A 13,908-nucleotide genomic window follows, 5' to 3' on the forward strand; every position below is an offset into this window, starting at 1 on the left:
CTGTAAACTCCATTTCTTTCTTTTCGCCATCCTTATCAAATCCAGGTAATGTATATTGGTAAGTCGTATCCCCATTTACATTTTTCTCTTTTAATTGTTCACCATCCTTGGTAATTTGCACATAATATGTATCTGTACCAAGACGGTTTAAGTTACAACCTGTTAATAATACTGTAAAGAAAACAACAACACTACACATAAGCATAATTCGTTTCATATTATTCACCTCACATCTCTTTTCACAAAAATTATATCCTAATCTTCTTAATAGCAAAATTCATTTATGTGACACTAACATTACGCTTTTGTAAGATCATAAATATCATTTACAGATTTCGCGATGTGGGGAAGCTCATATCGGACTTTAGTCCGCCTTTAGGCATGGGATGAAAGTATCACTTAAGCACTGATACGGTTTATAACAACTTAAACGTATATGCTAAAAAAGGAGCTAACAATTATGTGAACTCTTATAAAAATAAATAGAAGTCATTTTGAAAAAATTGATTAAAGCATTTTTCTCTTTTAGTTAAAAGTACAACAAACAGGCTCTTATGCTATTACACATAAGAGCCTATCTCACTAGTATCATAAGCAACTAGTTACATAAGATTCCTTTATACTAAATAGAAAGTATTTCTACAATTATTCTGGGAAAATGAAGTTAGAGTTCCCTTCACTATTAGCGGAATCCTCTTTCGGGAATGTAATAGTAGTTCCTTCATTCCCTTTATTTATTTCTTGTTCCTCTGGAAATACAATGGAAGAATCATTGCTTAAGTTTGGCGAAAAGCCAAGTTTAGATACAATGGCTTTTAAATCAGGTAAAACACCAATTTTATCAGAGGCTGGATCATTGGATTTCGTTCCTGTACTAGGATCACTTAAAATATCTCTAAGCTGGCTTGGTGTATATACTTTTCCCTGATTAGTTTTTGTAATTCCTTGAATTGATGCAGCAGCACCAGCAATGATAGGTGATGCACTAGATGTTCCACTAAAGCTAGAAGTATATAGATTTGTCATAAATTCACGTGGTTTAGCATCTGTTGTATCCACTGCATTCCCCCATCCATATACATCTACCCTACTACCATAATTAGAGAAATATGAACGTTTATGAGGGACCCTTGCAGAAGCTGCTCCAACCATAATCGCCCCTGAATCTTTGAAATCAGGGCTATTACGATTTAAAACTTGTTTACCATTACGGTCTCTAAATTGATCCAAGTCATTTCCGCCGTTTGCACCTGCTTCAATAATAATAATTCCCTTATTTGTTCCCAGACGAATTGCATCAAATATATCCGGTTTTACTTCTACAGGAAGATAGTTCTTATCTCCATATCCTTCATAAGTTGCTTGAGCTTCTAATAAAAGAATATCTCCAGCTTGCATATTGTTAACCGCACTTAATATAGCATCAGCTGTATTATACCTACCGTTGTCTCTAATCTGAGATACAACCTTTACCTTAGCTTTTGGTGCAATCCCAATTCCACCTATGTTATTATCTTCTGCAGAAACAATTCCTAAGACTGAGGTACCATGATCATGGTGTTCACTCTTGTTCTGTCCGGACATCAATTCGATCTTCTGATTCACTAAATCTTCATGACTAAATAACCAGCCATACTCCATATCTACAAAAGTTGTTCCTTTTCCATCTCCACCTTTTATACTCCAGGCATAAGGTGCATTGATTCCTAATGGTGCTGGTTCAAGGTAACCTTGCCTTGTAAGTCTAGGTTCATCATATGGATTAACTGATAAATTGGATAAACGCTCTTCAGGTGGAGCTTCTTCTTCCTGTAAATATGCCGTTTCAACAAGAGATGATTTCTCAAATTTTACAAGCAATGCTTGTACATCAATATCACCTTGGGTTTCTACAATATAATAGTTTAGCAAATTAGAAGAAATATGATCAGAGTCTTTTATTTCTTTACCTAGATTTTTAATTTCTTTAGGATTTAAAGAACTAAAAAGTCGATTTATAGTTACATTTTGATATTCGGCTAAAATTCCAATTAATTCAGGGTCTTGTTTTTCTTCTTTAATGAATTTTTCTATCCCATCCTGATATGGCAAATTTGCTTCATTTTTAAATTTCAAAATTAATTGTTTAGTAACTTGCTTATGTACAATAGAATTCAATTGCTTATTTGAATAATCGTAACTAGCTGCGTAGGCAACTTCTGATTTTTCACTTGGGAGTAGTCCGCCCACCCCATTAAATGCTGTTAATGCAATTGAAGAAACTAGAATTCCCTTAAAAATTTTCAAATCGTGCACCTCTTTTAATTTATATATGATTATAAAAAACTATAGATTACCTAACTTCTTTTTCATACAAGTGTCTTATATTTAGGGTTATATTTTCAACTCCATTCATTTTTTAATATTCACTTATATATCATTAATACAACTAGTTCATGCCATCAAATCTATTACTTTAGTTGCATAGCTGTAACTATTATAGTTACAGCTATAATAAATAGTCAACCTTATTTTTTATGCAATTTCGCATTTTAAAGAGTGTATACCTCTATCAACTTACTCCTAATTATTTTAATATGAGTCTTATTCTCCTCATATTAAACCGATCTCTTATTTAAGTATAAAACCTTTACATTTTAAGAGAAGTTGGGCTTCTATCATTTTAAGTAATTGCATATATGTAATTAAAGGCATATAAGGAGGATTGAAAAATGGTAATTTCAAGACAAGATTCCTGGACTAACGATAACGATTCACTTCTCGCAACAATAGTACTTCAAAATATTCGTGACGGTGGAACACAATTAGCTGCATTTAAAGAGGTAGCTAAGCAATTAGCTAGGACACCTGCTGCTTGCGGATTTCGTTGGAACTCATGCGTACGAAAACAATACGAAGAAGAAATACAACAGGCTAAACAAAATCAAAAAACTGGAAATAACAAGTCCCCCWTCCAACAAACAAAAGAAACAAGCTCTTTATCTATTACATTAGATGACATTATTATCTTTCTACAAAATTATAAAGCAGTGAGTGAAGTGAACGATTTACAACAGCAAATTGAATATTTAACGGCAGAGAATAAATCCCTTCTCCAACGGTTAACTACATACGAAGAAGAGTATCGTATGTTAATTAACCATATCGATAAGACAAGAAATCTGATTGTAGTCGACTAAGAAGAATCAAATTAATTTTTATCATATTAAAACCGTAGCCTGTCAAAGTTACTATGTATGAATTAATTTCAATACATTATAAATGATAATAAGCAAAGCGCACGTTTATTGTTAATAAACGTGCGCTTTACTTAATTCATAAAATAGAAATTTTTTTCAACTTGATAACACTTTTAAAATTAAGATGTTTGTTTTATAGGTATCTGTTTACTTCTATTCTCAACAAGTTTATCTAATAATAAGTAAACAAATCCAGACATAACACATCCCACACCTAAGATTGTAAATAATATATGCCCTAGAAGATGCTCCAGTAACAAACCGCCTAAAAGAGGCCCTAATATATTACCTGTAATCCACTGCAGATTAGCGGCTCCCATATAAGTACCCCTCAAATGTTCTGGAGCTAAATTAGCAACGAAAGTCATTTGGACAGGTGACATAATCATTTCTCCTAAAGTATAAACTGTATAAGCTATTAATAATGAAACTAAAATAACTAAATCGTTTGTGTTTATTACTTGAAACCACTTTGGTAACCATCCTATTGCCAAAAGACCAATACCAAAAAGAATTGCGCCATATAGCATTGATTTCCCAATCGATTTGTAAGTTAACCATTTTGAAATGGGAAATTGAAAAAAAACAACTAATAGGCCATTTAACGTCATTAAATATGGAAATGGATTACTATTTCCAAAAATCATTGTCTTCTCATTACTAAAATGAAGCGGTAACATACCTTCCGATTGCGAGAATCCCATAAATATAATGATTCCTGTAACTATATAGAAAAGTAATATCCTATCCCTTATAACAACTCTTAATGTGGATCTTATTGAATTTTCAGGTGTTTCTTCATGTATCATGACATTTTTAGGTTTTGTTTCCTTTAAAAACAGTACCATTAATATTGTATAAAACAGCATGGTTCCAGAAGTAATCAAAAAGATGACATCTTTTGATACAACTACAACTGCTGCGCCAATTATAGGACCTATCGCTGCTCCTATATTATGAGCCATTCTAAGTAATCCATATGCCTCAGTTCTTTTTTCTGGTTCTGTTACATCCGTAACCATTGCAGATGCGGCTGGTTCAAAAAAAGAGTTACATAACCCTAAACCGATAGATAAGATTGCATATGCTATAAAACCATCTATGAACAAAAAAAACAGCATTAATAACCCATTACTGGCCATAGAGAGTACCATAGTTGGTTTCCGGCCATAAGTATCTGCTATATGTCCTCCAATTAACGAGCCTATACTTGCTGCAATTGGAGATAAAGCTATGATCACACCTACCTCAAGCAAAGAATCTACTTTATCCTTTAAATATAATGCGAAAAATGGCATTAACATCATCATTGCAATACCATTTAAAGCTTCTCCAATAAAGCGAATCCATACATTAAGGTCCATCCCCTTGAACTCTTTCCATGTACTTCTCATATATACCTCACCTATGCTCACTGTATATTTTTTATTACGTAAAGAGCTTTATAACACTTTTACCAAAATCTAAATTTAGCAAAATAAGCTACCAATTCATAAAAATACTTATCTTTTGATAAAATAATATAAACTCGTACCAATAATCTCCAGTGCATCTTGCATACGTTGAGCCGAGATGTTCTCTAAAACGGTATCTTGAGGTGTATGGAAAACCCTTTCAACATGATAAATAAGAGGCTCCCAACTCTCTACATCCATCCATATAAATAAAGCAGAGGGAATTCCAGCTTGATTAAATGGTACATGATCACTAGAATCAAACTTTCCAGTTAACACAACCGATTTCCTCAATTCTTTACTAGTAGCTACAGCAGTATTTGTTACTTCATTTTGAGAGCCATCTAACGTCATTGCATATAAATCCTTAGCCTGATGATAACTTGTTGCAATCATATCTGCATTAAACACTCCTCGAATACGTGTTTTGTCTTTAGCAGATAACTGATTAACATAATGATAAGCTCCTAAAGATTCATTTTCTTCCGCTCCAAAAGCAATAAATTGAATTTCTTTATTAGTCTCTATATCCTTAAAATTGTAAGCCAACTCTAATAAAAGCCCTACTCCAGAAGCATTATCGTTTGCTCCAGGTGCCCCAATAACACTATCATAATGAGCACTCATTATTGTTACTTCCTCATCACCTGTCGTATGTTTAGGCTTTTTTTTCGCAATAACATTTAATGAGCGCAAATTTACTTCTTGCTTTGCCTTTAAACTGACTACATTGTGATTATGTAATACCTTTTCTTTCATTCTAATCCCCTGATTATAGGCAAGCCCAAATACAGGTATCGATTGTTTCTTTTTTAAAACTGGATTAAAAGCTTCTCCATAGTTCCCTCTATCCCCAATCGTACTATATAACAACACACCCTTTGCTCCCTTTATCGCTACATTCTCAACCTGTTCATTATATTTTTCAATAGTATCGGCTTGTTCTAATAATACTATCTTCCCATGGATCGACTCAGATAAACTATTAATATTGGTTTCTTTTCCTATAAAAACTACCGAGCCAACCACTGGATTTGTAGATATAAATGCATTAGATGCTGCCCCAACCTGCCAATCTTTTTCCCCATACATACTAAAAGAAATACTTCCAATATATTGATCAGGTACAGGGAATGCTTGATACTCAACCTCATATCCTAATTTCTGCAATGTATCTCCAATGTATTTAGCTGCTCTATGTTCTTGCATAGTCCCACTTGGCCGTGGACCAATTTTTTCAGAAAGAAAACGTATATGCTCAATGGCACGATTAGCACGAACTTGTTCTGTCACAGGAGAATACAGATTATTATTAACCATAGCATTTACTTTTACTGGTTCTCCATATGGATTACTAAAAAAGAAAAGAAATAGAATTCCAAAACTTACAATGTTTTTTTGGATAATAGTTAATTTTTTCATTTGTCCTCCCTTTTATTAGGAAACATTAATAGTAAAACCTTCCCTCCTAACATACTTATTTAGAAGAAAAGGTTCATTAAAATCATCTCTAACTCAAATTACTTGTTATGATATTAAAGCAGTAACTCTTTTTATATCTTTAAAAAATTCGAGTTTGCTTGTATGCCAGTAATATTCTTTTGGAACCAATTAAGAGTCTCCCATGATTTCACTCTATTTGTGTAATCAGTCTCCTGTACTTCGAATACAATTCCTATATTTCTACTTGAAACTTGATTATTTACTTTTAATAAAGTTTCATGTAATAAATTTTCATTAATAGAACCATTAGTCGGACTTTCTCCCTCAAAGCAGCGTACCTCACTATAAGGAATCGTCAAATGTTTAAAAGAACTAAAATGTAAATGTTTGATATGATCCATTAAATTTATATACTTATGAAAGTCTTTATACTCAATTTCCTCTTGTCTTAATAATTTAGAAATACCTAGACGTGTAAGATAAGTGATAGACCAATGGCATATATCCCACGTTATTCCAACATTAGATAAATCTAAATTTACCAAGTCATTAAAATCTTCTGGGTATACAAATATAGGATCAAAGTCATCACCTAAGTTTCCAATGATGGGTAAGTTTTCAACACCTATCCATATATTGGTTCCTTTTATTTCCTCATCTATCATTTTAAAGAACTCTATAATTCTTTTTCTATTATCAATAAGATTATACTTTTGAAATTCTGCTATGTTCATAAATTGATTAGCATGAACTGTTATACCTGCTGCGTTATATTTTATAGCAAGATTAATAAACTCATATAACTGTTTTTTTATAAATTCACTATTTAAATAGTCTGCATTATCAGTTGGAAAATGCAAGGTTAATAAAGATGGATTAAGTGTTTGAACAAAAGAAAGTACATCTGAAAACTTTGTTGTATATGACTTATCATGTAAAGATTCTCCATCAAAAATATTTGCTTCTAATCCATAACCTTGTTCAACCCATTTTAAATCAATTTGTTTGCTATCTAATCCAAAGAATGGTACCTGTGGTATTAGCATATTCTCTTCACCTACCATGTTCCTCTTACTAACATAAATGCTTCAGCCGCTTTATATCCTGACTTTGCTCCCCATACAAAAGCATTGTGCTTCATTGCTTCTATTGAACGTGGGTGAGGAAATTCCCTTAACTCCGATTCATAATGTTTCATCGCATTTAATTTTGTCTCCAAATGTTCTTCAATATTTACGAAATAATTAGGAAGAAACTTATCTTTCTCATTATAATTCCACTCAGTAGAAGATAAGGTTTCATATGCAAACACCCATTTAACATTACTATTTGGTAGAGGTCGTGTAGCTGTCATCACTGCTCTATAAACAACAGTATGATCGATATTTATATCTCCACCATATTGAGTATAAATAATCGTAGGGTTTATTTTATTAATGTGCTCTTCAATTTCTTTTACAACATCTAGTAATGGCAATGTATCAAGACGATTATCAGGAAAATCTAACCTCGCAAAACTTGTTACACCAAGTGTAGTACATGCCCCCTCCGTTTCTTTATAAGACAGGCTCTTAACCTCTAAATCTAGTTCTCTGTATTCTTTAGATCTCGAAGATTTCCCCTCTGCAAGGATTACAACATGTACATCATCACCTTGTTCCACGTGTTTTGCTATTGTTCCACCAACACCAATAATTTCATCATCCGGGTGTGCARCAAATACTAGTACATTCATATGATTTTAAACTCCTTTAATTAATTTTTCTGTTTCCTCTGGACCACAATTTAACAAAACATCTAGCATAGATAAATGCGGTATAAACTCACCAAATAACTGTGGATAAGAATACTCTCTTATTCTTTGGTACATGATTTCTATATTTTCATGCTCAAAATCACTTTCTATTAAATAATCTTGACCTAAACTTCCAGAATAATAAGTACTGGCATTAAACTTTTGACAAAGCTCTAGTACAAAATCACTTTTTTTCCCTGTAATACCCTCTAGCTCTGATGCATAATATAATTCCGTATCAATATTTAATTCTCGAATAATAAAATGAATAAAATTCATATTTAGACTGTTAAGATTGTCCCATTTTTCTGAATAAAAACCCTCTAGATAATCCTTGTATACATTGAAATAGGGCGCATTAGAGTAATTAATTCTTACTGTCTTCCAATGCTTTCTCTCCCAATCTTGTGTATTATCTATCTTTAACTTATTCAATGGGATTTCTTTATAATTTTTCATTTGCATCGGAACCGTTAACCAGGATACTCCTTGGGAAGTTTTAATACGATTTCTATTTAAAAAACCTTTCTTTTCAAATTGTGCTATATCATGAAATACAAACACATCCGATTTATGAATTTTTTCAAAAAAACCATACCAAGGTAAATAACTTGGTTGGTGGCCACTAATAATCATAGTTTAAATCCTCTCTTTTAAACAAAAACATTTTTTCAAAGCTGCTCCCCAGTATATCTTAGGTCTAGCAATTCCTTTATTATGCGAATATCCTAAATCCGCATACTTTAATTTATTATGAATTGCTAATTCAAACGCATCATTTAGTAGCAAATATGAAGATTGTGTATTTTTCCCTTTAGTATTATTAATATTAATCCAGTAATATAAAACTTGTTTATCCATTATAAATATGCTGGAACTAATTAGTTCTTCTTCTAAGAATGCTCCTAAGAAAAGAATTCTTTCTTTTAAATTAACAAATAAATGATAAAAAAATTCTCTACTAAATGAGTAACTCGCTCCTATACTGTTATTATGTTCCTGATATAAATTGTAAAATTCATCTAATTCTTCTAAAGCTATAGGCCGAATTTCAACATTCTGTTTACGTGCATATCTAACACTTGTCCTAGCTTTTCCTGAACACGATGTCCATAAATTCTCAAAATCATTTGGTAGATCTAATATATAAGTTTCTTTATACTCCCACTTTTCATCACTATAACTTTGAAAAGGATTTATGGTTCTAGGTAATAAAAGTTTTTGAATTTTATTCTCAAACTTCCTATTTATTATCGATTCATAAAATGCAAAATCTATTTTATCTTGGCCAATGATTACAGGGCCTCCATAACCAATTAAACTTCCCAGCACCCTACCATCCTGTACATATATAGGAGATAAAACTACTGTACCCCTTGTTTTTATTAATACTGGAAAAAATTGAACACCAGGTAATAATTCCATTAATTTTCCCCATTCATAACAATGGAATACGGAACCATTATATTCTTCCATACAAGTATCCCAATATTGGGCATCAGTACATATTTCGATTTCCATATAATCACCTTTTACTTCTTTTTCTCTAAATATATTAGAATTTGACTACATATATACTTAAGGTCTTTTTTCCTTAAAGGATATTTAAAAGGTATTGATAATACTCTAGACCATAAAAATTCTATATTTTTTGACTCTGTAGCATAATTGGAAAAGATAGGGATTTCACCTAGAGGTAGATAATTCCAACAAGTTTGTATTCCTTTTTCCGCCAGATATACGGAACACTCATATCTATCAGAGGGTTCTTTGAAAATAATAGTGAAATAGTTCAAATAAACATTCTGAGCTGAAAATATAATCTTTACCCCGTACTTTTCTTCAATTGATTGCAGCATCGTATAACACAAACTGGCATTACATATATTAATTTCTAAAATCTTTTTCGTTCTCTTTAAGTGTTTATCAATTAGCAATGAGCGTAATGTGGACATTGTTTTTGGATATATAACTTCCGTTTCCTCTGGCAAAGAATCCAATTTGCTATCATTATAAGAAGGAAGAATCCCTGACTTTTCCCAATAATCAGTAAATAAACTCAGTAGCCTACTCTTCTTAATTCTTAAAGCTAATTGCGTTTTCAGGTGGTTTTTATAATCTAAAAGCACTTCTTCTTTCTTTTCTTCATCCATATCACACAAGTCATTTACCGTACGATTAAGAAGTAATGCTCCTCCTCCTATACTTGGAATGGGTTTAGTTCCCCCAAAACTTAAAATTCCAATGTCACCTAAACTACCAATTAATTTTTCGTTTTGATAAGAGAACATTGCTTGTGCTGCATCATCAATTATATAAATATGATTGTCTCTGGCCCAATTAATAACCTCTAAATCTTCATGACATCCATACACATGTGTAAGAATAATTGCTCTTGTATTTTCATTTGAGTATTTTTTTATTTTATTAAGAGAAAGTGAGTAATCAGTAGTCAAATCAATTAATACAGGTTTTGCTCCTACTGTTAATACAGCCTCTATTACATTAGGACAATTAAAATTTGATAAAATTACTTCATCCTCTTTTTTTATCTTTAGATACTTTAACCCTGCTACTAATGCCGACGAACCACTATTAGTTAATATAATTTCGGAATTAGGGTAGAGAGTTTGTAAACTCTCTTTTAGATTAGAATGATTGGATCTATATATACTTTTCAAAAAATATATATGATCAAATATACTCCAAAAAGAAGGATATATTGGATACTTAATTTTTTTTGGGTTTTTAGGATATAGATACTGTGTTTCCATATTTCTCCTCTATTATTATCTCTAACCCTTTATTTAATGAAATAACTGGTTGATAGTTTAATAATAATTGAGCTTTTTCTATTGAAGGGATTCTTCTGAATATTTCTATGTTAGAATCTCTTACTCCCTCATCTCCTAAATTAAGAAATTCAATTTCACTTTTGTTTCCCATTAACTCATTGATTTTTCCCGCTAATTCCTCCATAGATATAGGCTTGTTATTTCCTATATTAAAATCAGCAAAATTCTCTCCTTCATATTCAAATGCTAATATAGTTCCGTTAACAATATCGCTAATATAACTAAAGCATCTAATTTGCTGTCCGTCCCCATAAATAGTAATATTTTCGCCGTTATGAGTTTGTTTTAAAAACTTAGAAATCACAAAGTTATCATTTTGTTGTGAACCGTATACATTAAAATAACGTACCACTCTGACTTTAAAACTATTATTAGCATATTCTTTCAAAAAATCTTCTGACATTAATTTAGCTTTTCCATAAGCTGATTTGGGAATTTTGACATCATTTTCTTTAAACGGAACACTCACACCATCCCCATACACCTCGGAACTAGAAGAAAATAATAACTTATCTATTCCATTTTCTATACAAACTTCTACAATATTTTTCGTGCCTTCAAAATTCACCCTTACTACATCTTCTTCATTTGAACGGCAATTATCAACACCTACTAATGCAGCTAAATGTATGACCCCATCCACATTAATAAGCTTTTCTCTTAATGTCGCAATATCTAAGATATCAATTTCTTCAAAAGGAACATCAATACTTGGTTTAAATTTATCAAATATAATTACTTCATAACCTCTTGCTATTAACTCCTTTGTAACATGTTTACCAATAAATCCACCGCCACCAATAACTCCTATCTTCATAAATATTTACCTCCCTACCTTTAATTGGTATAAACTTTTTAAAGATGTAACGATATGTTCAACCTCATTTTCTGTAAGTGCACTATACAATGGTAATGAAATAATTTGATCAAATACTTCTTCTGTTTTGGGTAAATGTACATTAAATCTCTCTTGATAATATGGATGCATATGAACGGGAATAAAGTGAACACTCAGCCCAATATTTCTCTTTTTCATTTCTTGAATCATCTGATCTCTACTGATAGGAGAATTAGGATTAATCTTTATAACAAATAAATGCCATGCATGTTTTATACTTGGATTGTTTACATAGTTAGGTAATGTTATATACTCTTGGATTTCTTTTAATTCTTCCTGGTATATTTCCGCTATTCTCTTTCGTTTTTCAATCATTTCATCAGCTCTTTTTAACTGACTAATACCTAAGCTAGCTTGTAGATCCATCATGTTATACTTAAATCCAGGTAATAGAACATCATAACGCCAACTTCCTTTTTCGCCATAACGATTCCATGCATTCTTGGTGATGCCATGCCAACCATATAATCTAGCTTTTTCAGCAATCTCCTCATTTTTAGTGACTAACGCTCCACCTTCACCTGTTGTTATATTTTTAGTAGCATAAAAACTAAAACAAATAATATCTCCATGTGTACCAATCAAAGTATCATCATACTTAGTTCCTAATGCATGAGCCGCATCCTCTATCAGAAATAACCCGTGTTCTTTACATATCTTTTGAAGTTCTTTTAATTTGGCTGGGTATCCAGCAAAATGAACTGCAATAATGGCTTTAGTTTTTTTAGTGATTTTTCTTTTAACATCATGGAGGTCAAGACATAAATCCTCTTCATCTATGTCTACAAATACTAAATATGTTTCTTGTATCTAAAATTAAGCAATTTGCCTCATTGAACAAATCAAAATTAATACAATCATGATCCGTATGAACAATAATTAAATGGTATTTATTTAATGCATTCATAGTTAAATCGATAGATTTTTTCACATTATGATTGTCCACAATTAGCTCCTCAATAAATGGATCATGGTAATCGACGTTATACCCTTCTAGCATTAAACCATTCATAATATCCAAAGCTGACGATTCTCTAGCATCATTAACATTTTTCTTATATGCTACGCCAATCATAAGAACATTCTTTCCATCTTCATCTTGTAGTAACTGTAATGCCCTTTTAATAATATAATTTGGCATGTTTTCGTTAATCTCTTGTGCTACATCAATCATTCTTGTTGCCAAATCTTTATTATTTGCAATCCACTTAAAATATATAGGATCAATTGGAATACAATGTCCTCCTACACCAGGACCTGGATAGAATTTTTGAAATCCAAACGGCTTAGTCCCAGAGGCATCAATTACTTCCCAAATATTAATGTTTAATTCATTACATATTTGTGTCATTTCATTAATAAAAGCAATATTTATAAAACGGTAAGTGTTTTCTAATAACTTCGCTGTCTCTGCCACTTCTGGACTACTGACCTTATGAATCCCATTAATTAGGTTACTGTAAAAGGCTGCAGCACAATCTGTACAATTAGGTGTAACTCCACCCACAATTTTAATAATATCTTGGATTGAAAATGATTTATTCGCAGGGTCAATCCTCTCTGGAGAATATGCTACAAAAATATCTGTACCAATTTCAAAATTGGTTTCATGTTCTAATTTATATAAAATCTCTTCTCTTGTTGTACCTGGATAAGTAGTACTTTCTAGAATGACTAATGTACCCTTTCTAATGTACTTGACTATTTCATTAACTGCTGAATGAATATATGTTAAATCTGGTTGTTTACTATCTTTTTCTAAAGGAGTAGGAACACATATAACAACAACATCACATTCATTTATATATTTCATTTCTGTACTAATAAAAAACCTATTTGTATGTAAAGCATCTTGGATTTCGGTATCCTGTATATCACTGATATAACTTGTTCCACATTCTAATTTTTCTATTTTAGCTGAGTTTTTATCGAATCCTCTTACCTCATAACCTGCTTCTAAACATTTAAGAGCCGATGGTAGTCCAACATATCCCAGACCAATATACCCAATACACGCACTTTTATTCACAATTTTTTCAACTAATGATTTTTTAATTTCATTATTTAATACAGTGACCATTACTTATCACTTCCCCAGAAATTTAATATCAAAATTCTTACCAGTAATAGATAATTGCGCGTTATGAAAGCCCATAGATGCACGTAAATTATTAAACAATGGAACAAACTAAATTATTAATACTATCATTCCTCCTAATAAGAT

At 31.6% G+C, this 13,908-nt stretch carries 12 protein-coding genes and 1 pseudogene; 1 reads left to right on the forward strand and 12 read right to left on the reverse strand.

The features are described 5' to 3' along the window. Positions 1 to 217: YxeA family protein (locus tag AC1DJR_RS05440; RefSeq protein WP_477002173.1), on the reverse strand; the 217-nt coding region annotated here is incomplete at its 3' end. 428 nt (positions 218 to 645) lie between these two features. Next, the gene (locus AC1DJR_RS05445; protein WP_429687443.1) at positions 646 to 2,286 is read right to left on the reverse strand and encodes a S8 family peptidase; all 1,641 of its coding nucleotides are present in this window, start codon (positions 2,284 to 2,286) and stop codon (positions 646 to 648) included. Between the two features lie 425 nt (positions 2,287 to 2,711). On the opposite strand from AC1DJR_RS05445, the gene AC1DJR_RS05450 reads away from it, so the two are divergent. Beyond that, positions 2,712 to 3,179, forward strand: a complete 468-nt coding sequence (locus AC1DJR_RS05450) for an RsfA family transcriptional regulator (protein WP_477002174.1) — start codon at positions 2,712 to 2,714, stop codon at positions 3,177 to 3,179. Between the two features lie 179 nt (positions 3,180 to 3,358). Here the strand turns inward: AC1DJR_RS05450 and AC1DJR_RS05455 are convergent, their stop codons facing one another. The 10 genes and pseudogenes from AC1DJR_RS05455 to AC1DJR_RS05500 form a co-directional block, all read right to left on the reverse strand. After that, positions 3,359 to 4,633, reverse strand: coding sequence for an MDR family MFS transporter (locus tag AC1DJR_RS05455; protein ID WP_477002175.1), 1,275 nt, complete (start codon positions 4,631 to 4,633; stop codon positions 3,359 to 3,361). 108 nt (positions 4,634 to 4,741) lie between these two features. Beyond that, a complete protein-coding gene (locus tag AC1DJR_RS05460; RefSeq protein ID WP_477002176.1) occupies positions 4,742 to 6,115 on the reverse strand; it encodes a M28 family metallopeptidase in 1,374 nt (457 codons plus the stop codon). A 131-nt stretch (positions 6,116 to 6,246) separates the two neighbouring features. Continuing rightward, positions 6,247 to 7,182: an apurinic/apyrimidinic endonuclease family protein gene (locus AC1DJR_RS05465; protein WP_201055276.1), complete on the reverse strand. Its 936-nt coding sequence runs from the start codon at positions 7,180 to 7,182 to the stop codon at positions 6,247 to 6,249. A gap of 11 nt (positions 7,183 to 7,193) precedes the next feature. Continuing rightward, positions 7,194 to 7,871 (reverse strand): PIG-L deacetylase family protein, encoded by a 678-nt coding sequence (locus AC1DJR_RS05470; RefSeq protein ID WP_477002177.1) that lies wholly within the window; start codon positions 7,869 to 7,871, stop codon positions 7,194 to 7,196. A gap of 6 nt (positions 7,872 to 7,877) precedes the next feature. Continuing rightward, a complete protein-coding gene (locus tag AC1DJR_RS05475) occupies positions 7,878 to 8,567 on the reverse strand; it encodes a WbqC family protein (RefSeq protein ID WP_215561393.1) in 690 nt (229 codons plus the stop codon). Between the two features lie 3 nt (positions 8,568 to 8,570). After that, positions 8,571 to 9,452, reverse strand: a complete 882-nt coding sequence (locus AC1DJR_RS05480; protein WP_215589361.1) for a GNAT family N-acetyltransferase — start codon at positions 9,450 to 9,452, stop codon at positions 8,571 to 8,573. Positions 9,453 to 9,463: 11 nt separating this feature from the next. Next, positions 9,464 to 10,705, reverse strand: coding sequence for an aminotransferase class V-fold PLP-dependent enzyme (locus AC1DJR_RS05485; protein ID WP_215586249.1), 1,242 nt, complete (start codon positions 10,703 to 10,705; stop codon positions 9,464 to 9,466). After that, positions 10,680 to 11,603, reverse strand: coding sequence for an NAD-dependent epimerase/dehydratase family protein (locus AC1DJR_RS05490; protein ID WP_016096897.1), 924 nt, complete (start codon positions 11,601 to 11,603; stop codon positions 10,680 to 10,682). The genes AC1DJR_RS05485 and AC1DJR_RS05490 overlap by 26 nt, the downstream gene beginning before the upstream one ends. Positions 11,604 to 11,609: 6 nt before the next feature. Beyond that, a pseudogene (locus AC1DJR_RS05495) lies at positions 11,610 to 12,476 on the reverse strand (DegT/DnrJ/EryC1/StrS family aminotransferase); the annotation flags it as partial. Continuing rightward, complete coding sequence (locus tag AC1DJR_RS05500) at positions 12,457 to 13,764, reverse strand: nucleotide sugar dehydrogenase (protein ID WP_477002178.1); 1,308 nt, start codon at positions 13,762 to 13,764, stop codon at positions 12,457 to 12,459. The pseudogene AC1DJR_RS05495 and the gene AC1DJR_RS05500, both read right to left, overlap by 20 nt. Between the last annotated feature and the right edge of the window lie 144 nt (positions 13,765 to 13,908).

The sequence above is a fragment of the Bacillus sp. 05T31 genome (assembly GCF_056396725.1).

Excerpts from the sequence above, each read along its gene's own strand:
- AC1DJR_RS05500 (WP_477002178.1), bottom strand. The coding sequence starts at position 13,764 with ATGGTCACTGTATTAAATAATGAAATTAAAAAATCATTAGTTGAAAAA.
- AC1DJR_RS05485 (WP_215586249.1), bottom strand. The coding sequence starts at position 10,705 with ATGGAAACACAGTATCTATATCCTAAAAACCCAAAAAAAATTAAGTAT.
- AC1DJR_RS05460 (WP_477002176.1), bottom strand. The coding sequence starts at position 6,115 with ATGAAAAAATTAACTATTATCCAAAAAAACATTGTAAGTTTTGGAATT.
- AC1DJR_RS05455 (WP_477002175.1), bottom strand. The coding sequence starts at position 4,633 with ATGAGAAGTACATGGAAAGAGTTCAAGGGGATGGACCTTAATGTATGG.
- AC1DJR_RS05465 (WP_201055276.1), bottom strand. The coding sequence starts at position 7,182 with ATGCTAATACCACAGGTACCATTCTTTGGATTAGATAGCAAACAAATT.
- AC1DJR_RS05490 (WP_016096897.1), bottom strand. The coding sequence starts at position 11,603 with ATGAAGATAGGAGTTATTGGTGGCGGTGGATTTATTGGTAAACATGTT.
- AC1DJR_RS05480 (WP_215589361.1), bottom strand. The coding sequence starts at position 9,452 with ATGGAAATCGAAATATGTACTGATGCCCAATATTGGGATACTTGTATG.
- AC1DJR_RS05475 (WP_215561393.1), bottom strand. The coding sequence starts at position 8,567 with ATGATTATTAGTGGCCACCAACCAAGTTATTTACCTTGGTATGGTTTT.